23 protein-coding genes are annotated in these 20,474 nt (G+C 69.0%); 13 read left to right on the top strand and 10 right to left on the bottom strand.

Annotated features, from left to right (window positions below):
* The first annotated feature begins 37 nt into the window (after nt 1–37).
* Nucleotides 38–1,576, top strand: a complete 1,539-nt coding sequence (gene lnt / locus AC1DDU_RS17415) for an apolipoprotein N-acyltransferase (RefSeq protein WP_477436879.1) — start codon at nt 38–40, stop codon at nt 1,574–1,576.
* Nucleotides 1,577–1,599: 23 nt separating this feature from the next.
* On the opposite strand, the gene AC1DDU_RS17410 is transcribed toward lnt, so the two are convergent.
* From AC1DDU_RS17410 to AC1DDU_RS17395, 4 genes are all read right to left on the bottom strand, one after another.
* Entirely contained in the window at nt 1,600–1,983 is a 384-nt protein-coding gene (locus tag AC1DDU_RS17410) for an RNA polymerase-binding protein RbpA (RefSeq protein ID WP_477436288.1), read from the bottom strand.
* 126 nt (nt 1,984–2,109) lie between these two features.
* On the bottom strand, nt 2,110–2,886 hold the full coding sequence (locus tag AC1DDU_RS17405) for a glycerophosphodiester phosphodiesterase family protein (protein WP_477436286.1): 777 nt from the start codon (nt 2,884–2,886) through the stop codon (nt 2,110–2,112).
* Nucleotides 2,883–3,866, bottom strand: coding sequence for an SPFH domain-containing protein (locus AC1DDU_RS17400; protein WP_477436284.1), 984 nt, complete (start codon nt 3,864–3,866; stop codon nt 2,883–2,885). The genes AC1DDU_RS17405 and AC1DDU_RS17400 overlap by 4 nt, the downstream gene beginning before the upstream one ends.
* A complete protein-coding gene (locus AC1DDU_RS17395) occupies nt 3,863–4,357 on the bottom strand; it encodes an NfeD family protein (protein ID WP_477436282.1) in 495 nt (164 codons plus the stop codon). Before AC1DDU_RS17395 ends, AC1DDU_RS17400 begins: the two co-directional genes overlap by 4 nt.
* A 44-nt stretch (nt 4,358–4,401) precedes the next feature.
* On the opposite strand from AC1DDU_RS17395, the gene AC1DDU_RS17390 reads away from it, so the two are divergent.
* A complete protein-coding gene (locus AC1DDU_RS17390; RefSeq protein ID WP_477436280.1) occupies nt 4,402–5,175 on the top strand; it encodes an SDR family oxidoreductase in 774 nt (257 codons plus the stop codon).
* Between the two features lie 3 nt (nt 5,176–5,178).
* Nucleotides 5,179–7,158, top strand: coding sequence for a S9 family peptidase (locus AC1DDU_RS17385; protein ID WP_477436278.1), 1,980 nt, complete (start codon nt 5,179–5,181; stop codon nt 7,156–7,158).
* 69 nt (nt 7,159–7,227) lie between these two features.
* Here AC1DDU_RS17385 and AC1DDU_RS17380 read toward each other — a convergent pair whose 3' ends face one another.
* Nucleotides 7,228–7,785, bottom strand: a complete 558-nt coding sequence (locus tag AC1DDU_RS17380) for an HdeD family acid-resistance protein (RefSeq protein ID WP_477436276.1) — start codon at nt 7,783–7,785, stop codon at nt 7,228–7,230.
* A gap of 162 nt (nt 7,786–7,947) precedes the next feature.
* On the opposite strand from AC1DDU_RS17380, the gene AC1DDU_RS17375 reads away from it, so the two are divergent.
* The 6 genes from AC1DDU_RS17375 to AC1DDU_RS17350 all read left to right on the top strand — a co-directional run bounded on the left by AC1DDU_RS17375 (nt 7,948) and on the right by AC1DDU_RS17350 (nt 12,998).
* Nucleotides 7,948–8,541: a sulfite oxidase-like oxidoreductase gene (locus AC1DDU_RS17375; RefSeq protein WP_477436274.1), complete on the top strand. Its 594-nt coding sequence runs from the start codon at nt 7,948–7,950 to the stop codon at nt 8,539–8,541.
* On the top strand, nt 8,538–9,263 hold the full coding sequence (locus tag AC1DDU_RS17370) for an FAD-binding oxidoreductase (RefSeq protein WP_477436877.1): 726 nt from the start codon (nt 8,538–8,540) through the stop codon (nt 9,261–9,263). Before AC1DDU_RS17375 ends, AC1DDU_RS17370 begins: the two co-directional genes overlap by 4 nt.
* A complete protein-coding gene (locus tag AC1DDU_RS17365; RefSeq protein ID WP_477436272.1) occupies nt 9,260–9,532 on the top strand; it encodes a DUF6510 family protein in 273 nt (90 codons plus the stop codon). The genes AC1DDU_RS17370 and AC1DDU_RS17365 overlap by 4 nt, the downstream gene beginning before the upstream one ends.
* 54 nt (nt 9,533–9,586) lie before the next feature.
* Nucleotides 9,587–10,036, top strand: coding sequence for a pyridoxamine 5'-phosphate oxidase family protein (locus AC1DDU_RS17360; RefSeq protein ID WP_477436270.1), 450 nt, complete (start codon nt 9,587–9,589; stop codon nt 10,034–10,036).
* Between the two features lie 135 nt (nt 10,037–10,171).
* Nucleotides 10,172–11,596, top strand: a complete 1,425-nt coding sequence (locus AC1DDU_RS17355) for an anaerobic C4-dicarboxylate transporter family protein (RefSeq protein WP_477436268.1) — start codon at nt 10,172–10,174, stop codon at nt 11,594–11,596.
* 58 nt (nt 11,597–11,654) lie between these two features.
* Complete coding sequence (locus AC1DDU_RS17350; protein WP_477436266.1) at nt 11,655–12,998, top strand: M20/M25/M40 family metallo-hydrolase; 1,344 nt, start codon at nt 11,655–11,657, stop codon at nt 12,996–12,998.
* A gap of 54 nt (nt 12,999–13,052) precedes the next feature.
* On the opposite strand, the gene AC1DDU_RS17345 is transcribed toward AC1DDU_RS17350, so the two are convergent.
* Nucleotides 13,053–13,709 (bottom strand): hypothetical protein, encoded by a 657-nt coding sequence (locus AC1DDU_RS17345; RefSeq protein ID WP_477436264.1) that lies wholly within the window; start codon nt 13,707–13,709, stop codon nt 13,053–13,055.
* Nucleotides 13,710–13,928: 219 nt separating this feature from the next.
* Nucleotides 13,929–15,233 carry an MFS transporter gene (locus AC1DDU_RS17340; RefSeq protein ID WP_477436262.1) on the bottom strand — a complete coding sequence of 435 codons (1,305 nt, stop codon included), beginning with the start codon at nt 15,231–15,233 and terminating at the stop codon, nt 13,929–13,931.
* 243 nt (nt 15,234–15,476) lie between these two features.
* On the opposite strand from AC1DDU_RS17340, the gene AC1DDU_RS17335 reads away from it, so the two are divergent.
* On the top strand, nt 15,477–15,971 hold the full coding sequence (locus tag AC1DDU_RS17335; protein WP_477436260.1) for an N-acetyltransferase family protein: 495 nt from the start codon (nt 15,477–15,479) through the stop codon (nt 15,969–15,971).
* A 74-nt stretch (nt 15,972–16,045) separates the two neighbouring features.
* On the opposite strand, the gene AC1DDU_RS17330 is transcribed toward AC1DDU_RS17335, so the two are convergent.
* Complete coding sequence (locus tag AC1DDU_RS17330) at nt 16,046–16,480, bottom strand: hypothetical protein (protein ID WP_477436258.1); 435 nt, start codon at nt 16,478–16,480, stop codon at nt 16,046–16,048.
* A gap of 228 nt (nt 16,481–16,708) precedes the next feature.
* On the opposite strand from AC1DDU_RS17330, the gene AC1DDU_RS17325 reads away from it, so the two are divergent.
* Nucleotides 16,709–17,326 (top strand): DUF4304 domain-containing protein, encoded by a 618-nt coding sequence (locus AC1DDU_RS17325; RefSeq protein WP_477436256.1) that lies wholly within the window; start codon nt 16,709–16,711, stop codon nt 17,324–17,326.
* A gap of 89 nt (nt 17,327–17,415) precedes the next feature.
* Here the strand turns inward: AC1DDU_RS17325 and AC1DDU_RS17320 are convergent, their stop codons facing one another.
* Nucleotides 17,416–17,868, bottom strand: coding sequence for a hypothetical protein (locus tag AC1DDU_RS17320; RefSeq protein ID WP_477436254.1), 453 nt, complete (start codon nt 17,866–17,868; stop codon nt 17,416–17,418).
* 497 nt (nt 17,869–18,365) lie between these two features.
* Between AC1DDU_RS17320 and AC1DDU_RS17315 the strand changes: the two genes are divergently transcribed.
* Complete coding sequence (locus AC1DDU_RS17315) at nt 18,366–18,851, top strand: GNAT family N-acetyltransferase (RefSeq protein ID WP_477436252.1); 486 nt, start codon at nt 18,366–18,368, stop codon at nt 18,849–18,851.
* Nucleotides 18,852–19,105: 254 nt separating this feature from the next.
* Here the strand turns inward: AC1DDU_RS17315 and AC1DDU_RS17310 are convergent, their stop codons facing one another.
* Nucleotides 19,106–19,945, bottom strand: coding sequence for an alpha/beta hydrolase (locus tag AC1DDU_RS17310; RefSeq protein WP_477436250.1), 840 nt, complete (start codon nt 19,943–19,945; stop codon nt 19,106–19,108).
* A 28-nt stretch (nt 19,946–19,973) separates the two neighbouring features.
* Here AC1DDU_RS17310 and AC1DDU_RS17305 point away from each other — a divergent pair, with 28 nt between their 5' ends.
* The gene (locus AC1DDU_RS17305) at nt 19,974–20,453 is read left to right on the top strand and encodes a hypothetical protein (RefSeq protein ID WP_477436248.1); all 480 of its coding nucleotides are present in this window, start codon (nt 19,974–19,976) and stop codon (nt 20,451–20,453) included.
* The last annotated feature ends 21 nt before the right edge of the window (nt 20,454–20,474 follow it).

Genomic DNA, 20,474 nt, shown 5'->3' with positions numbered 1-20,474 from the left:
GGAATCCGTGCCCTCCGACGCGCCGTCCCGCCCGCCTATGCCGCGCCCGCTCCTGCCGCTGTGGGCCGCGGTCATCGCGGCGGCGCTCGGCGGTCTCGCGCTCACCACGGCGTTCCCTGCGCTCGCCTGGTGGCCGATGGTGTTCGTCGCCATCCCGCTGACCCTGGTGAGCCTCATCGGGCGCCGGGTATGGGGTGCGGTGCTGGTCGGTCTCGTCTACGGCCTCGCGTTCTTCCTGGTCAACGTCTCGTTCACCGCGCGTTACCTCGGCCCCGTGCCGTGGCTGGCGCTGTCGACGCTCGAAGCGGTGCTCACCGCCGCCGCGGCCGTGCCGATCGCGCTGGCCTACCGGTGGCTGCCGAGGGTCGGCAACGGGACCTGGGCGCGTCTGGTGGCTCTGCCTGCGCTCGTGGCGGCGCTGTGGGTTCTACGGGAGCAGCTGCTCGGCACATGGCCGTACGGCGGCTTCCCGTGGGGCCGGGTCGGCATCACGCAGGCCGACAGCCCGCTCGCGAGCGTGGCGTCGTGGGTGGGCGTGGCGGGACTGTCGTTCCTCATCGTGTTCGCCTGCGCGAGCGGTGTGGAGTGGGTGCGGCTGCGCCGGTTCCGCGACCTGCGCACAGCGCTGCCGACGGCGCTCACGCTCGTCGTGCTCTTCGTCCTGCCGCAGTTCCCGACGACGGATGCCGGGTCCATGCGCGTCGGCGCCGTGCAGGGCAACGGGCCTGCCGGCTACTTCGACGAGCGCGGCCGCAACGACGTGTTCAACGCGCAGCTGCAGGCGAGCGCGCCGCTGTTCGGCGAGGACCTCGACGTACTGCTGTGGCCCGAGGGCGGTGTCGACTCCGATCCGACGGCGAACGAGGGCACGGCGGCGACGCTCGACGCCGTCGCCGACCGGGTCGATGCGCCCCTCGTGATCGCGGCGATCACGCAGCGCGGCGACGAGTACTTCAACTCGGCCCTGCTGTGGGAGCAGGATGCCGACAATCCGGTCGACGTGTACGACAAGCGGCATCCTGTGCCGTTCGGCGAATACGTGCCGGATCGCTGGCTGTACCGGATGTTCGCACCGGAGCTGATCGACCTCATCCAGCGCGAGTACACGCCCGGCGGCGCGCGGCCGTACTTCGACGTGAACGGCGTGGGCGTCGGCCTCGCGATCTGCTTCGACGTCATCTACGACGACGTGATCTGGGACGGCGCGGTCGACGGTGCCGAGATCTACATGTTCCAGACCAACAACGCCGACTTCCGCGGCACCGATGAGAACCTGCAGCAGCTCGCGTTCGCCCGCATGCGCGCGGTCGAGACGGGGCGCTCGGTCGTCAACATCTCCACGGTGGGGACGAGCCAGATCATCGCGCCCGACGGCACGGAGATCGCCGGGATCGCGGCCGACACCGCCGGCCACATGCTGGAGGACGTGCCACTGCGCACCGGGCTCACGCCCGCGGTGATGCTCGGCGGCGCGATCCAGCTGCTGCTGGTGTGGGGTGGCGCGATCGCCCTCGTCTCACTCGGCGTGACGGGGCGGCTGCGTCCGCGCGGGGACGCGAAAACGCCGACCCCGTAGGGCCGGCGTCGCGCGCAAGGCGCTCAGGCGCTGAGCTTGTCCGCGGGGACGGTCTCGGCGGCGCCGCGACGGGCGCGGACGTAGGCGAGACGCTCCTCGAGAAGCTCTTCGAGCTCGGGCAGGGTGCGGCGCTCCAGCAGCATGTCCCAGTGGCTGCGGGGCGTCTTGTCGCCCGAGTGGTCGACGGTCGCGGTGCCGTCACCGACGCGCAGCAGGGCCTCTGCGCCGCACGTGCGGCACTCCCAGGCCGGGGGAACCTCGGCGTCGGCCGCGAAGGTCAAGGTCGTGTCACGTCCGCAAGACGTGCACGAGTAGATGTGCTGTGCGCGCTCATGGAACACGACGCCCTCTTCGCTCTGTAGGCTCTGGGCGCCGAGTCTGATGCCGCGCAGGCTGCGGTCTGCCATTGTGTGGTCCTCTCGTCGCTGTACAGGTATAACGAAGTGACCTGAGCGGATCATCCGAAGGGGCCCTGTTCATCGACCTTTCACAGTGGATGCACAGGGGCGCAGGGCGCCTGTCGCCCGGGTGCGCTATGCGAGTGCGGCCAGGGCGAGGTCGGCGCGGTCGGTGACGATGCCGTCCACGCCCATCCGCACCAGCCTCACCATGTCGTCAGGGTCGTTGACGGTCCACACGTGCACCTCGACGCCGTGGCGGTGGGCTGCGGCGAGGAGGCGCGGGGTAACGATGTGCAGACCTCCCTGCCGTTCGGGTAGTTGCAGGGCGTCGACGCCGCTCAGCGCCTGCCTGACGAGCCGGTCCGATCTCGCGGCGACCCCCGCGAGCACTCGCACGATCGTACCCCGGCCACTGGAGGTCGCCGGACGGATGCCGCCTCTCGCGGCGTGCGCCGCTGTCAGCGCCGTGCGACGACGCTCGTCGGAGAAGCTCGTCACCAGCACCCGGTCGGCGTACGGCGCCACCGTCGTCCCGACCGCGACCGCGGCATCCTTCGCCTTCACGTCGAGGTTGAAGCGCACCGTCGGGAACGCGTCGAGCGCCTGCGCGAGCGTGATGAGTCCGCCGCGGTCGGCCATCAGGTGCTCGAGCTCGACGGCGGACACCTCGGCCACCTTGCGGGGGTCGCCGGTGACGCGGGAGAGGTCGTCGTCGTGGAAGAGCACGATGACGCCGTCCGCGGTGCGATGGCAGTCGGACTCCACGTACCGGGCACCCGCGGAGTGAGCGGCCGCGACGGCCGCGAAGGAGTTCTCGACGATCCCGGTGCGCGCGGCCTCGGGCGTGACGAGGCCGCGGTGCGCGAGCACGCGCGGTGTCGCGACGCCCTGGAACCAGGGGTGCGTCACGGAGCGGGCGTCGGGGGAGTGATCGCCCCGCCGGATGCCGATCCGCCCGCGGACGGCGTGCGGCCCTTTGCTGCGGCATCCGTCATCACGCCGGCGAACGAGCCGGTGAGACCCTTGAGCGCCTCGGTGAACTCGCTCGGGATGATCCACAGCTTGCTCGACGCGCTGTCGGCGATCTTGGGCAGGGTCTGCAGGTACTGGTAGGCGAGCAGCTTGTCGTCGGCGTTGCCGACGTGGATGGCGTTGAAGACGGTCTGGATCGCCTCCGCCTCGCCCTGGGCCCGCAGCACGGCGGCCTGCTTGTCGCCCTCGGCCTTCAGGATCTCGGCCTGCCGCTGACCTTCGGCGGTCAGGATCGCGGACTGCTTGGTGCCCTCGGCGGTGAGGATCAGCGCGCGGCGGTCGCGCTCGGCGCGCATCTGCTTCTCCATCGAGTCCTGGATCGACAGCGGCGGGTCGATGGCCTTCAGCTCGACGCGTCCGACGCGGATGCCCCACTTGCCGGTGGCCTCGTCGAGCACGACGCGCAGCTGGCCGTTGATCTCGTCGCGGCTGGTCAGAGCCTCTTCGAGGTTCAGGCCGCCGACGACGTTGCGCAGGGTCGTCGTGGTGAGCTGCTCGACGGCGCCGAGGTAGTTGGCGATCTCGTACGTCGCCGCGCGTGCGTCGGTGACCTGGAAGTACACGACGGTGTCGATGGAGACGACGAGGTTGTCCTCGGTGATCACCGGCTGCGGGGGGAACGAGACGACCTGCTCGCGCATGTCGATGAGGGGGCGGAGCCGGTCGATGAACGGCACCAGCAGGTTCAGCCCGGGGCTGAGGGTCTTGTGGTAGCGGCCGAGGCGCTCGACGATGCCGGCGCTGGCCTGCGGGATGATGCGGATCGAGCGGACGATGACGACCAGCACGAAGATGAAGACCGCGATCGCGAGGAGCCAACCGATCGCTGTGGGGATGGCTGAGCCGAAGTCGTTCATGCCTGCGGGTCCTCCGTAATGGTGAGGGGGATGTCGGGTGAGTCGGAGCGGACGATCGCGGTCGCGCCGTCGATGCGGCTGACGCGCACACGTGCGCCGGGTTCGAGGTCGCCGGTCTCGGCGCGCGCCGTCCAGACATCGCCGTTGGCGAGCTTGACCTGGCCGCCGTGGGCGCCGACGGACGAGACGACGACGCCGCCCAGGCCGACGAGCGCGTCGACGTTGGAGGGGGTCGGATCCTCGCCGCGGCGCAGGCGCCGCAGCAGCGGCGGCCGGAGGAACAGCACCAGGACGGCGGCGACGGCCGCGGCGATGATGACCTGCAGCCAGATCGGGGCGCCGAGAAGGTCGGACGCGAGGCCGGCGAGGCCGCCGACACCGAGCATCAGGAAGGTGAAATCGAGCGTCAGCATCTCGATCGCCCAGAAGGCCAGGATCAGCACGATCCAGCCGATCCACGCCCATTGCTCGATGGTCTGGATGAGCTCCACGGTGCGCCTCCTCTTGCCTCGAACCTAGCAGGTAGGGTCGTTTCGTGACTGAGACTTCCACCCCGATTCCCGCCGGCGCCCTGAGCGGCAAGACCGCGCTCGTGACCGGCTCGTCGCGCGGCATCGGCGCCGACACCGTCCGCTATCTCGCCGAGGCCGGCGCGAACGTCGTCATCAACTTCCGCAACAAGGCGCCGCGCGCCGAGAAGCTCGCCGCCGAGCTGCGCGAGCTCGGTGTGCAGGCCCTCGTGGTCGGCGCCGACCTCACCGACCCGGCATCCGTGCAGGCGATGTTCGACGCCGTCAAGACGGAGTTCGGCGGGCTCGACATCCTCGTCCTCAACGCCTCCGGCGGCATGGAGTCCGGCATGGCCGAGGACTACGCGCTGCAGCTGAACCGCGACGCCCAGGTGAGCGTGCTCGAGACGGCGCTGCCGCTGCTGGGCGAGGGCTCGCGCGTGGTCTTCGTCACGAGCCACCAGGCGCACTTCATCCGCACCACCCCGACGATGCCCGAGTACGAGCCGGTCGCGCTGTCCAAGCGCGCGGGCGAGGACGCCCTCCGCGAGCGCATCCCGGCGCTGGCAGAGCGCGGCGTCGAGTTCGTCGTCGTCTCGGGCGACATGATCGAGGGCACCATCACCGCCACGCTCCTCGAGCGCGCGAACCCCGGCGCGATCGCCGCCCGCCGCGACGACGCCGGCAAGCTCTACAACGTGTCGGAGTTCGCCGCCGAGGTGGCCGCCGCCGCGGTCGACCCGGTGCCCGCCGACAACACGCGCCTGGTCGGCGACGTCTCGTCGTTCGGGGCGGAGTAACCGATGCGGGCACACGACATCGAGACGCTGATCTCGGTCGGGCGGCCCGACGTCGCACCTGACGGCTCGTTCGCCGTCTTCGCGACCTCGCGCCCCGACATCATCGCCAACCGCGCGGTCGGGCAGGTCTGGCGCGTCGAGCTGCCCGACGGCACGCCTCGGCGCCTGACGCGCGGCATCGCCGACGGCGCGCCGAAGCTCTCACCCGACGGCACGCGCCTCGCGTTCGTGCGCGGCGACGCGAAGGGCAAGCCGCAGGTGCACGTGGTCGATGCCGCCGGCGGCGAGCCGGTGCAGGCGACCGACGCCGTCCTGGGCATGGAGGACTATGCGTGGTCGCCCGACGGCGCGACCCTCGCCTACCTCGCGCGCGTCCCGGAGAAGGGCCGGTACGGCAGCGTCGAGGGCCTGGATGCCGCGGCCGAGGCGCCGCGTCACATCACCGGCATCCGGTGGCACTCCAACGGCATGGGGTACATCGGCGACCGGCCGGCGCACCTCTTCGTGATCGCCGCGCCGCAGCCGGACGCGGAGCCGTTCTACGAGCCCGCGGCCGCGGTGCGCCCCGACGACGCGACGCCGCCGAAGAAGACCGTGGTGGCTGCCGAGGCTCGCCGGCTGACCGAGGGCTCGACGTCGCACGGCGGCATCGTCTTCTCCGCCGACGGCAGCGAGCTGCTGACCGTGCTCGACGCCATCGAGCCGGCGCGCCGCGACCTGCGCACCCGCGTCGTCGCCGTCGCCGTCGACGGATCGGGCGAGCGCGAGGTGCTCGGGGCCGACGCGGGGCTGTCGCTGTTCGACCTCGCGGTCGCCTCCGACGGCACGATCGGCGTGCTCGCCCACGAGGTGGGCGACGGCGTCGACTTCATCGCGCCGGGCGTGGGGCTGTGGCTGCTCGAGAACGGCGCCGCACGCGCGGTCACGGATGCCGACACGATCGACCTCGGCGAGGGCTACCTCACCGTCGACGGCGACGGCTTCCTGGTGCAGGACCGCACCCGCGGCCGCGCGCGCCTGCTGCGCGTGGCCCGCGACGGCGCGATCACCGAGCTGCTCGGCGGTGATGTCGAGGTCGGCGGGCACGCCGTCGGCGGCGAGCGCATCGTGGCCTCCCTCGCCCGCGCCGACTCGTTCGGCGAGCTGGTCCTCGTCGACGGCGGCGAAGCGCACACGCTGACGGCGTTCGGCGCGGCGGCCGCGGCATCCGGGATCGCCCTCCCGCGCGAGCTCACCGTCACCGGCCGAGACGGGTACCCCGTCCACGGCTGGGTCGCGACTCCGGACGGCGAGGGGCCGTTCCCGGTCATCCTCCAGATCCACGGCGGACCGTTCGCGTCGTACGGGGTCCACCTGTTCGACGAAACGCAGGTGCTCGTGGACGCAGGCTACGCGGTGGTCTACTCCAACCCGCGCGGCTCCGCGGGCTATGGGCGCGCGCATGGGCGCAGCATCCGTCAGCAGATGGGCACCGTCGACTTCGCGGATGTCATCGACATCCTCGAGGGTGCGATCGCCGACGATCCCCGTCTCGACGGCGATCGCGTGGGCGTCCAGGGTGGCTCGTACGGCGGATACCTCACCGCGTGGGTGATCGCGCACGACCACCGCTTCGCAGGCGCGATCGTGGAACGGGGCTTCCTCGAGCCGACGTCGTTCCAGGGCACCAGCGACATCGGGTCGTTCTTCGGCGACGAGTATGTCGGCATCTCCGCCGACGACATCGCGCGCCAGAGCCCGATGGCGGTCGTCGGCCAGGTCACGACGCCCACGCTGGTGATGCACTCCGAGCTGGACTTCCGGTGCCCGCTCGAGCAGGCGACGCGGTACTACTCGGCGCTCAAGCGTCAGGGCACCGAGGCGGAGCTGCTGGTGTTCCCCGGCGAGAACCACGAGCTCACCCGTTCGGGCCAGCCGCGCCACCGCGTCGAGCGTTTCGACGCCGTGCTCGACTGGTGGCAGCGCCATCTGCCGGTCGGCTGACACGCAGACCACAAGGAAGGCCCCGGGAGCGAGTCGCTCCCGGGGCCTTCCGTTTCGATCCGATGAGGATCAGATGTCGCCCTTGAAGGTGAAGGCGCGCACGATGTTGATGATGCCGAGGACGATCAGCGAGATGCCGAGGATCCACCACAGCACGACGACGCCCCAGATCGGCGCGAACAGCACGATGATGCCCGCGATGATGCTCAGGATGGCGAAGAAGATCGACCAGCCCTTCGACGACGCGTCGCCGAGCGTCGACAGCGCGACGATGCCCTCGACGATCCACATGATGCCGATCAGGATGCCGAGGAACAGCGCCAGCCACGCGGTGGTCTGGCCGAGGTTGAACAGCGCCACGACGCCGGCGATGATGAACAGCACGCCGAGCGCGATGTGTCCGACGCGCGCCCAGCCGCCCTTGGTCTTCGAGAAGATGCCGAGGCCGGCGTACACGAGGCCGGCGGCGATCGCGTAGATCGCGATGATGGCCGTGACGACCGCGGCGGTCTTCGCCGGCCACACCAGGATCAGGATGCCGACGATGAGGGCGAGGACGCCGCCGACGCCGAGCGCCGTGCGGATTCCGTTGACGGCCGACTTCTCGGCTTCGGATGCAGTGGACATGTGGGGGCCTTTCTGAGAGTTCCCTGTATGTGATGCGGGTAAAGCCTAGACCTCATGTCGAACATCGGGGCGACCGTGAACGTGTGTTGCCCGAAGCCTCTCGCGCGCGCGGACCCCGCGGCGCTAGCGTGATCCTGCGCATCCGGCGCGGGAGGAGGGGTCATGGCCGTCATCTCGAGAGGTTTCGGTGCGCATCGCCGGGAGAGCGACCCGCGGCTGCCGCCGGGCCAGTATCTGACCGAGGACTTCCCGGTGTTGTCGGCGGGCCCGACACCGCGGATCGACACCGACGAGTGGAGCTTCGCCATCCGCAGCGAGGGCGGTTCCCTCGTGTCATGGACGTGGGACGAGTTCCTCGCCCTGCCGATCGACGACGTCCACACCGACATCCACTGCGTCACGCGCTGGTCGAAGCTCGGCACGTCGTGGCGAGGCGTATCGCTGGATACGCTGCTGGATGCCGTCGAGACGGACGCCTCGTACGCGATGGCGCATTCCTACGGCGGATACACGACGAACATCCCGCTGGACGAGCTGCGTGACGGCAGGGCGTGGGTCGCGTTCGAGTTCGAGGGAGAGCCGCTGGATCCCGAGCACGGCGGTCCCGCGCGCCTGCTCGTGCCGCACCTCTACTTCTGGAAGAGCGCGAAATGGGTGCGCGGGCTCACTCTGATGGATGACGACGCGCCCGGCTTCTGGGAGCAGAACGGCTACAACATGCACGGCGACCCGTGGACCGAGGAGCGGTATTGGTGACCGTCGGCGGGTGGCGGCCGGCCAGGGTCGTCGACGCGACGACCGCCACGCCGTCGGCGCGCATCCTGCGGCTCCAGGTGCCCGGCTGGCCGGGCAACGACGCCGGCCAGCACGTGGATGTGCGGCTCACGGCCGAAGACGGGTATCAGGCGGTGCGTTCGTACTCGTTGGGGTCTTATGGTCAGGCAGAGACGATCGAGCTCGCGGTCGACGAGATCCCCGCGGGCGAGGTCTCGCCCTACCTCGTGCGCGACGTGCTGCCCGGCGACGAACTCGAGGTCAAGGGCCCGCTCGGCGCCTACTTCGTGTGGCGGGTCGGGGGAGAGGTGCCGGTGCAGCTCATCGCGGGCGGGTCGGGGATCGTGCCGTTGGTGGCGATCGCGCGTGCAGCGAGGGATGCCGGAGCCGCGGCATCCGTCCGCCTGCTGTACTCGGTGCGCACGGAGCAAGACGCGATATATCGCGACGAGCTGGAGCGCGGCGCCGCAGATGGGGGAGTGGCGGTCACCTGGCGCTACACCCGTGCGGCGCCCGAGGGTTGGCCCGGTGCGGTCGGGCGCATCGACGAAGCCGCGCTGCGCGAGGCCGTCTGGACGCCGGCGGAGTCGCCGATCGTGTACGTGTGCGGGCCGACGGGGTTCGTCGAGCATGTCGCGGATGCGCTGGTCGGGCTCGGGCATCCGTCGGCGCGGATCAGGACCGAACGCTTCGGAGGTGCATGATGCGAGCGGAGATCGCGGCGAGCACGGTCGACGGCAACGCCGCGGCCGGGATGCTGTGGGACGTGTTCGGCGTCGACGTGACCGCGCTGATCGGCGTCTGCGGCGGTTGCGGCGCGGCGGCGCCCCTGGCCGAGACGGTGGTGGAACTGGACGAGTCCGCGGCGATCGTCCGCTGCCGTTCGTGCACGCACACCCTGGTCACGGTGCTGCGGGAGGCGGGCGGCGTACGCCTGGTGATCGGCACCCTGCGCGAGATCGTCCGCGGCTGATCGACGTCGGCGGGCTCTGCCAGACTGGCACGCGCCGACACGAAGGAGCCACGGATGCCTGAACCCCGCGACCGCTCGACACGCAAGGCCGATCTGCTCGCGGCCTTGACCGCGCCCGCCGCCGACGTCTGGGTGGCGACGGCATCGGCCGCGGGAGCGCCGCATCTGGTGCCGCTGTCGCTCGCGTGGATCGGCGACCGTGTGGTGATCGCGCTCGACGGCGCGTCGGTGACCGCACGCAATCTCGGGACCTCGGGGACGGCGCGATTGGCTGTCGGGCCGACACGGGACGTGGCGATCATCGACGCCGTGGTCGAGGGGGCGACAGGCGTCGATGAGGACGCGGTGCTCGGCGCGGCGTACGCCGGCCAAGCCGATTGGGACCCGCGAGGGCTCGACGGCTACGTCTTCATCACGTTGCGTCCGACGCGCATCCAGGCCTGGCGGGAGTCGGACGAACTGGCGGGCCGGGTGCTCATGCGCGCTGGTGCGTGGGTCGTCTGATCCCGCTTCGGCCGAGGCGCCGCACCTCCTGAGCAGCGGTCCGCCGCCGACGAATACCGCGGTCGGCATGCCTCTCGACGGCGACGCGGCCGGTCGCTATGGTCGGCGCAGGAGCAGTTGACTTCGGAGGTTCCGATGGAGATCGCGGTCGTCGTTCTGCAAGCAGCGGTGGTGATCGGCGCGATCGTCATGGGCGTCCGCACCGGGGGGATCGGGCTGGGCCTGTGGGGCGTGGTCGGCACCGCGATCCTCGTCTTCGTCTTCCGTCTCGAACCCGGATCGCCGCCCGTCGACGCCTTCTTCATCATCATCGCCGTGATCACGGCATCCTCCGCCATGCAGGCCGCGGGCGGCATCGACTACCTGGTCGCGATCGCCTCGAAGATCATCCAGCGCAATCCGCGACGGCTCACGTACGTCGCGCCGCTGGTCGCGTTCGTGTTCACCGTCCTGTCGGGGACGTCCAACATCTTCTTCGCGCTGATCCCGGTGATCTACGAGACGGCGTATCGCAACGGCCAGCGGCCCGAGCGCTCGCTCGCAGCGTCGACCGTCACTTCGGGTCTCGGCATCACAGCTAGTCCCGTCTCGGCGGCGATGGCCGCCTATCTCGTGCTCATGGACGGCACGGGGTACGGGCTGCCGCAGATCCTCGCCGTCACCGTTCCCGCCGCGATCGTCGCCTGCATCGTGACGTCCCTGATCCAACAGCGCGTCGGCAAGGACCTCGTCGACGACCCGGTGTTCCTCAAGCGCGTGAAGGAGGGCGTCGTCGAGGTGCCGGTTCCGCTCCAGGCCGCGTACACGGCGAAGGTCAGCGGCGCGAGCACGACGGCGGCCGCCACGAAGACCTCCGGCGGGGGAGCGGATGTCGAGGTCAAGCCGATCGAGCATCCGGTGCCCCCGGGCGGTGCGACCGCCGCGTGGATCTTCGTGGCCGGCACGCTCCTGGTGGTGGCCCTCGGCCTGTTCCCGTCACTGCGCCCGGCGTTCCCCAACGAGGAGGGTGAGCTCGTGCCGATCGGCATGTCGCCGGTCATCGAGATGGTGATGTTCACCGTGGCGCTGGTGATCATCCTCGTGCGCAAGGTCAAGCCCTCGGCAGTGGTGGAGCAGCCGCTGCTGCGTGCCGGATACGTCGCGGCGGTCGCGCTGTTCGGCATCGCATGGATGGCCGACACCTTCATCTCGGCGAACGAGGAGACGATCATCGAACCGCTGGGAGCGATGATCCAGACCAACCCGCTGCTGCTGGCGGTCGCGCTGTTCCTGGTGGCCGGCCTCACCACGAGCCAGTCGGCGACGACGAACACGATCATCCCGATCGCGCTGGCCGCCGGGCTTCCCGCCGGCATCATCACCGCGATGTGGCCGTCCCTCATCGGCGTGTGGCTGTTCCCCGCGAACGGCTCGCAGATCGCCTCCGTCGAGACCGACCAGACCGGATCGACCAAGCTGACGCAGGTGCCGGTGTGGCACTCGTTCACCATCCCGATGCTCGTCTCGTGGGTCGCGGTCGTGGGCGCGGGCCTGCTGATTCAGCTCATCATCCCCGCCTGAGCGGGCGCGAGATCCCGGCATCCATGGCGCACGATCCCGTGCGCGGAAAGGAGCAACCATGTCCGACACATCTGCGACGGCGGAGGCTGCCGCGGCACTCATGCCGGAAGTGATCGAGCACCTCGAAGGGCTCGTCCGCATCCCGTCGATCGCGTTCCCCGGATTCGACCCGGAGCCGGTGCACAAGATGGGCCAGGCGGTGGTCGACCTGTTCGAAGCGGCGGGCGCGACAGGCGTGGCGCTCGTCGATGTCCCGGGCGGCTACCCGTGCGTGTTCGCCGACCTGCCCGGGCCGGAAGGTTCGCCGACGGTGCTGCTGTACGCGCACTACGACGTCCAGCCGGCTCCTGAGAGCCAGGGGTGGTCGAGCGCACCGTTCGAGCCGGTCACCAAGGACGACGGCCGCATCTACGGACGCGGCGCAGCAGACGACAAGTCGGGGCTCGTCATCCACTACGCGACGCTGAAGCTCCTCGGCGCCGACCGGCCGTGTCGCGTGAAGATCCTGGTCGAGGGGGAGGAGGAGACGATCTCGCACCTCGAGGCCTTCGTCGAGGCGAACCCCGAGATGTTCGCCGCCGACGCGTACGTGATCGCCGACATCGGCCCGCAGGCACCCGGGCGTCCTGGTCTGACGACGGCCCTTCGGGGTGACGTCGCATGCACGGTGACGGTGCGCACCCTGGCGAATCCGGTGCATTCGGGGGAGTTCGGGGGAGCGGCACCGGATGCCCTCACGGCGATGATCCGCATCCTCGACACGCTGCACGACGAGAACGGCGACACCGTGATCCCGGGTGTCGACAGCGGGCACTGGGACGGCGCCGAGATGGACGAGGCGGTGTACCGGGCCGGCTCGGCGATCCTGCCCGGCGTCGAATTCCTCGGCACCGGCTCGCTGTCCGACCGTGTCTGGGCGAAGCCTTCGGTCACCGTGCTCGGCATGGACCTGCCGAACACGACGGAGGCCTCCAACGTGCTGCTCAACGAGGTGAAGGCGAAGCTCTCGATGCGGATCATCCCGGGCTCCGACGGCGATGCGCAGCTGGAGGCGCTCATGGCGCACCTGCGATCCCAGCGTCCGTGGAACTGCGACGTGGTCGTCGAAAGGGTCAAGGTGGGGCATCCGTTCGCCGTCGACGAGTCCCACCCGGCGATCGTCGCCGCGGAGGACGCTTTGCGTGAGGCGTACGGTGCGGAGGTCGAGTCGATCGGAAGCGGGGCCTCGATCCCACTCGTGGCGTCGTTCAAGACGATCGCGCCGGAAGCGGCGATCGTGCTGTGGGGCGCGGAGGACACGGCACAGGCGCGCATCCACGCGTCCGACGAGTCCGTGGACCCCAAGGAGATCGAACGGATGATCGTCGCGCAGACGCTCTTCATCCGCGAGTTCGCGGAATGACGGTGTGCTGATCGCTGCCCTGCGCCGGGTCAGCGAAACCGCAGCATCCGGATGTCAGGTGACGCTGGCGTAGTAGGGCTCGAGTCCGGTCAGCAGATCATCGATCAACGCAGAGACGGCGCCCGCCTCCTTCACGTGGATCACCTTGTGCGTGATCGTCGGCCTATCGAGCATGTACGTGACTTCGGTGTATGGATGCCTCGAAAGCCCCATGTAGGCGCAATATGGCAGAGCTTGGCCTCGGGTGTAGGTGACGTCTATGAAGAGCTTCCCTCGCGTCGCCGAGAAGATCAGTTCCACGTCGCGGTGCTCAGTCTCCGCTTCGGTCAGATTGTTGACCATCACTGTCCAACTGGAGAGTCGGAGGGGGATCAGGTCCTTGCCGAGCGGATTGAGGAACTGGGGAAGGAGGCCGAAGATCGCCTCGATGTCGTGGCCGGTTGCGATCGTTGTGTGGATACTTCTTGTCTCGTCGTACGTCCATCTGCCTGCCGCTCTCGACAGCTGAATCTGTTCGAGCGAATAGCCGATGGCCGCGTTCTCGTATGAGATGGAGATCGACACTCCGGTGATCCCGTTCACCGCGGAGAACAGCACCGTGTCATCGAACGGCACCTCCTGTGCGCTGTAGCGCTCGTCGATGAACGCATTGGAGTCGACACTCCATCCGCCGTCGACCTGTATCCCTCTTACCGTGCTGATCTTCGTCACCGAGTTCCTCTGAGTCCGTCCTTGCTGCCGGGCACGCGCCGCGGCACGCCGGTGATCCCCGCAGCGTGCATCGACGAGCGACCGCCTGAGGAGCAGGCCACAGTGGCAACTGTGGCACACATCGCGATCACACCATCCGAACGGGTGATCGTCGCACAGATGCTGTTCATCCGCGAGCTCGCGGAGTGATCCCGAGCGAGCCGAGGGCGCTGATCGACGTCACGCGGAGTCGAGCACAGAGGCGTCCTCGTGTCGTGCGTCGCGAAGCGGTGACACGAGGACGACGAGTGCGGCGAGGGCGAAGATCCCGGCTCCGATGCCGATCGTCAGCTGGTACCCCAGGAGCGTCATGAGGACTCCGGTGAGGAGCGCGCCGAAGAAGTACACCACTCTGTTCATCGTGCGAATGGTGGAGTTCATGCGCCCTTGGATGTCGTCGGGAGCGACCGCCTGGCGGTACGCGATGTCGTTCGCGTCTTCGATCCCCATCGCGAAGCAGTAGACGAACTGCGCCGCCGAGACGACCGCGAGAAGGACGCCCATCGAGCTGCCCGCGGTGAGCGGGAGGACGGCGAGGGCGAGCCAGGGGAGGATGACCAGCGCGCGGCCGAGGAGGATCGCCCGGCCCGCTCCGATCCGAGCACCGACTCGTGGCGCGATGAGAGCACCGATGAATCCTCCGACGCCCCCGAACGCGAGTGTGATGCCGTACGCCCATGCCGGCATGGCGAGCTGCCGGAGCACGAAGACGGCGGTGACGGTCGACACGATGCTGTTGGCCAGGAACCACGTGTGTACCGATATCGCCAGCGGGCGGAGGGTCCGATGGTGATAGGTGTAGCGCATTCCCTCCGCGATCTCGTGGCCGATGTGGCGTCCTGGCGGACGCGACGCGGCGCGGGGTTCGTCGATCTTGATGCGCGCCTGGAGCATCGCCGCGACGGCGTTGATGATGGCCTCGAACGCGAACAGGATCGGTGCGCCGACGAGGTTGAGCAGGGCCCCGCCCAGCGCGGGTCCAGCGGTGTCGGCGACGGTCGCGCTTTGGCTGAGGCGGGCGTTGGCAGACACGAGTGAGCTGCGAGGAACGATCCGCGGCAGGAACGGCTGCGCCGCCGAATCGGCGAACAGCGTGAGGACGCCGAACGTGAGAACCACGGCAGCCAGCGACCAGAAGCTCAGCGTTCCCGTAAGCAGCAGCACCGGGATGGCCGCGAGGACGAGTGCGCGCCCGACGCTGGTGACGACCAGGGTGCGTTGGCGCCGCCAGCGGTCCATCAGAGCGCCGATGATCAACCCAAAGAAGAGGTACGGGACGACGCCCAGTGCGCTCAGGATGCTGATCTGGATGGGCGTCGCGTCGAGAATCGTGACGATGAGCACCTGGAATGCGACTCCGGCGATGGCGCCGCCGAATGCACGGATCGTTGCGGCGCTCCAGAACAGCGCGAACGCAGGCTGCCGAAGAACCTCGCGCGGCGGGACCGGAGAACTCGGCCCGCGCTGCGCCGCGTCATCGCCCATGGACCCAAAGTACCGGGCGATCCGGGCATGACGTCCTCGAACGAGAGACCGCCGATAATGCACATTATGTCAACTCAAGGGTGACAGCCTCACGGCTGATGCGGATGGGGCCGCTCCCCTCGACCTCCATCAGTTGGCCCATCGTGCGCGCTCTCGTGGCCGCGGCCGGTTTGGTAACGGGTGAATCGACACCGCGTCGTTTCGCGACTACCCCCCCGACTGCGAATCTGGCACGATGAGCCGGTGGACTTCACCATTCGAGAGCCCTCGGTGGCCGACGCTGCCGAGATCGCCGATCTTCACGTGTCGACCTGGCGCGAGGCGTACACACATCTCCTTCCCGATGACTTCTTCACCGACGACTACATCGCCGGCCGTCATAAGATGTGGAACCACATACTTTCCCACCCGAACGACGACGCCGTCGTCCGCATCGCGGAGACCGGTGGGTCGATCATCGGTTTCGCATGGGTGGGACCGGGTCGCGATCTTGCAGGCAACGAACCACCGCGCGATCGCCACCTCTATTCGATCTACCTCGCAGCATCCCACTATGGCTCCGGCGCAGCGCAGGCACTGCTCGACGCAACGCTCGGAGACGGGCCGGCCATGCTCTGGGTCGCCAAAGAGAACCCCCGCGCAATCGCCTTCTATCTCCGCAACGGATTCGAGTTCGACGGCATCGAGCACACCGACCCTGCCGCGCCGATGATCACCGACGCTCAGATGGTGCGGTAACGGCTTTCTCTGTGCGCTCCCCCGCGGTCACCAACCCGCGACATCGGCAACGTGCTCGGCGACCTCTCGCGGAGTCAGAGTGTCGACGTCGAGGACATGATCGTCGAGGTCAGCCTCGTCGAGTGCGCTCGTGAGTTCCTCGTACCCGGCTCGACGACGTGCCGCGACGCGCGCAGGCGCACTACGGGGATCTCCGCCGCGGACGCCGCGCCCAGAGCCGTGCGGCAGCCGTCGAGATGCGCCCGGTCGGTGAACACGTGGGCGATCGCGATCCGGTCGATACCGCTCCTGCGGTAGTTCGCGGCGACCGCGGCGAGGTTCTCGCGCGCGATCCTGCCGCCCCAGGGATCATCTCGAGGTCGCGGCCACGACAGCGTGAGGTAATCGAGATCGATGAGGGCGTGCGGTGCACGCCTCTCCCCCAGCAGCGCGCCGAGCTCTGACAATGTGCGGGACATTCCGACACCTGACGAACCGTTCAGAAGCACGGCTGCTGCTGGCTCGGTCATCGCCGGTACTCCTTCGGGCGGGTTGCGGGAGAGTCCACCGTGATCATCGCATGAACGGTGACAGCAGGATTCCGCGGCTATCGTCTCCCCCGCAGGGGCTATCACCGCTCGCGCGCTCATGTGGCGGCCCGGCACGTGCTCGTGATCCGCTGAGCGGGAAGGGATCGACGCTGACGGCTCGCGCGTCTGTCGCGAAGCGACGGCCACAGGTCCGTTAGAGTGGCCGGCATGTCTGAGCTCGACGACCGCTTCGACGCCCTCGTCCGCGACACCGTGGCGCCGCTGTTGAAGTCGCGCGGCTACGCAAAGCGCAAGCTCAGCTGGGTGCGGCGCACCGACGCCGCCGTGCATTGGATCACGCTGCAGCGCAGCCAGGGCAACGCTCCCGACCACCTCCGGTTCTACGTCGAGCTCGCTGCCTACGTGCCGGCGTTCGCGCGCGCGGTCGGCACCGTCGTGCCCGACGACCCCACGAAAGTGACACCGCCCTACCGTCGGCGCTTCGAGCAGGTCGTGCAGTGGCCGGGTCAATGGGTCGACCTCGAGGACTGGGATGACGCGCCGCTGGCCGAAGCGCTGCAGCACGCGCTCGGCGAGGTCGACGAACATCTCGTCGCGCTGGACGGACCCGAGGCCCTCGTCGCGGCGATGCGCTCGGCGGGATCCGGCCTCGACCTCGAGCTGTTCGCGTGGTGGTGTGCGACGGGCGACACCGTACGCATGGCCGATCAGCTCGCTGTCGCCGAAGCTGGGTTCGGCCAGGAGGAACGCTGGCCGAGGCTGTTCGCCCAGTTCGAGCGGGTCGCCGCACGCTACGGCGTTGCGTTGCCGGCAACCGCGCGCTGAGTCGGAATCGGCCGGCACCCGCAGCCTCACCGGTCCTCTCCCAGACCTGCTCCCCCAGTCAGCGGTGTCGCTTCGGCTGCGCCGACCCGTCAATCGGCGCAGGTGGATGTTGCAAGGACCGGAAGTGAGAACCCGGGTCCACCGGGGTACGCGATGTCGATCGCGCCGCTGCCGACGCTGACCGATGCCGTTCCGTTGGAGAACGGCATGCCGAAGTCGTCCGCCCAGTACTCGTGCGCCTTGATGATCCGGGTGCCCTCGCGAACTCCCACGAAGTTGCCGACGCCCCCGAGCCGCTCGATGGCCACGTAGCCGGTCGGGCATCGGTCCACCTGGACCGGGGTGGACGTGACTCCAGTGAGCGGGAGCAAGACGAGGGCGAGAATCAGGACCAGGCCCGCTCCCACGCTGCCGGGGATCGCGACGATGAGCCACCGGTTGCTCGACGACGTGTTCCACAGAAGTCCGAGGAGCGCGACGACGGCGACCATGCCCGCAACGATGCCGACCTGGACACCGGAGACGTCTCCGATCAGGAGCAACGACGTCGACGACTCTGCTGCAGCCCAACTGAACACCGCGATGGGCAGGCAGAGAAGAAGTGCGATGCGCGAGGCGAGAACCAGTACCTTTTACCGAGTGACTCGAGGTGCAGGCGCCGCCTCCGCGGTGAGCAGGTCCTCGAAATCAGTCACCTTCACAGTTTGGCGTGAACTCACGTCGCCTCGATCGTGGGCGATCCTGAACCTCGTGATCGTCACCGTGCTCGGCGGCGTGGTCGCAGGCATCCACAATCACGCCGTGGATGTGGCGAACGGACTGCCAGTCGCATCCACGTCGAACTTGCTCAGGCACGAGAGCCCACGTCGAACTCTGGGAGCATCCCTACCCGACGCCTCGGGTCGCTTGGGCTCCCGACCATGGCTGGCGACATCGACGTTGCGATCATGGGGACCCTCCCGATCGCGGGGGCGGATCGTGCAGCCCGACCCACGGCGCGGTGCATCCCTCACCCGACAAGGCCTCATAGGGTCGACGCATGCCCCACTCCCCCGGTTTCACGGTCCGAATTGCGGACGAGGTTGAGCTCGAGGCCGTCGTCCGGCTGCGCTGGCTGTGGGCGATCGAGAACGGCGGTCCGGCCCCGGGCGACGAGCACGAGTTCGTCGCACAGGCGGCGCGGTGGGCCCGTGAGCACCGTTCGACCCACGTGCCCCACGTCGCGCTCGACGATGACGGCGAGATGATCGGGATGGCGTGGCTCGCGCTGACTCCGCGGGTTCCAGGCGTCGGTCACCTCGAACGATGCTCCGGCGACCTGCAGTCGTGTTACGTGCTGCCACGACATCGCGACCGAGGAGTCGGCGGCGCACTCGTCGATGCCGTCAAGGAATCGGCGAGAGCGCGTGGTGCCGAGCATGTGAGCGTCCACGCCTCCGAGCGCTCGGTGTCGATGTACGCGCGGAACGGAATCCGTCAGAACGAACGGCTGCTCTGGGCCGACGTCACCGTCTCCGATCGATGACTCGTCCGGCGAGCCGATGAGGCTCGCCGGACGGACAGCGCTAGGGCTTGGGTGCCTCGTCGACGACCGGTGACTTCGATGACCCACGACGCCCACGCGACTCCTGGCGGCATCAGGTCCGTTGCTCGATGCGGATACGACTCCCGGCTGCCGACGATCTGCCCGGTGCTGGTGTCGATGTCGAGCTCCGAGACGAGAAGGTCCCCGAACTCACCGCCCGGCTCCAGATCAGCGACGCGGCGAACCCGCGAGGTTCAGCACGCCTGCCCGCTCCACAGCCACCGCATGGCGTCGGGGAGAAGTACTCCCCCGTGGTTCGGGCTGTGCCCGCCATCACCGACGACCAGCCGGAAGTCGTACCCGGCGCGGGCGAGCGCGGCAGCGGTCTCGAGGTTCTCCGCGAACCAGTTGTGCTCGCGCGCGTTCCAGTTCAGGTCGCGGTGCGCCGCGTGCAGGAATACTCGCAACGGCCTGTGGGTCGCGCTCGCGAGCACCGCCGGGTATGGATTCCCGCCGGGGATCTGGGCGAAGCTCGCGTTGAACGTGATCACTCTGCCGAAGCCGTCCGGTCGGCTCCAGGCCGCCGTCATAGCGGCGTCGCCGCCGCTGCTTCCCCCGCAGATCCCCCGCATCATCGGGTCTTCCGAGATGGTGAAGCGCTCCTCCACAAGTGGTAGCACCTCCTCGAGCAGGAAGCTCGCGTAAGCATCGTCGAAGGCGTCGTACTCCGCGTTGCGGTGCTTCGTCGGCGTGCCGTCCACGTCGAGCACGCCGGGGTCGACGAAGACGCCGATCATCGGCGGCAGATCCCCGGCGGCCGCCAGGTTGTCGAGGACCGTGGCGCCGCGTACGTCGCCGTCCGGGTCGAGGTACCACCAGCCGTCATTGAAGAACATCACGGCGGCTTCGTCGGACGCGGCGAGGCCCGCCGGTCGGTGCATCCAGATCTTCCGTGACGTGCCCGGGAACCGCGTGCTGTGATCCAGATGGAGTTCCTCGAGCGAGCCCGCCTCGACTCCGGCGCGTGGAACGGAGTCCTGGCCGTACTCGTACGTGACGTCGGCCTGGCAGATCGGCAGGGGGGCATACGGCATCGGATGGCTCACACACTGAACCTAGTGAGTGAAGCCGGATGCCGCTGTCGCGCGTGAGTGCGAGATGATCGGTTGCATGGATGCCGCGCCCACGGAGTCGAGCCATCAACCCTTCGATGAGCTCCGCGCGAGCATCGAGGAGTTCGCCGCCGGTGGCTACCGCGTCGACGAAGTGATCGAAGCCGTCTGCGAATGCGGGAACGGCACTTTCCTGCTCGTGTTCGACGACGAGGTCGGCCTCGCTGCCCGAATCTGCGCCGAATGCGAGCGGGAGGCGGGGATCGCGGACTCCGACGAGCACTTCGACGACGTGGACGAGATCGAGCAGGCGCGTTGCACCTGCGACAACGACGTGTTCACCGCGGCCACCGGGTTCGCGCTCACCGCACAGCGAGAGGTGCGCTGGGTGTCGGTGGGCTTGCGTTGTCCAGAGGACGGCATCGCCGGGGTCTACGTCGACTGGAAGATCGACTACGAGCCCACCGCGCACCTGTTGAGCAAGGCGTAGCGGCCGCACAGTCAGGGTGCG

Source organism: Microbacterium sp. 05T445, from assembly GCF_056395865.1.
This window is presented reverse-complemented; position numbering and strand designations above follow the sequence as displayed.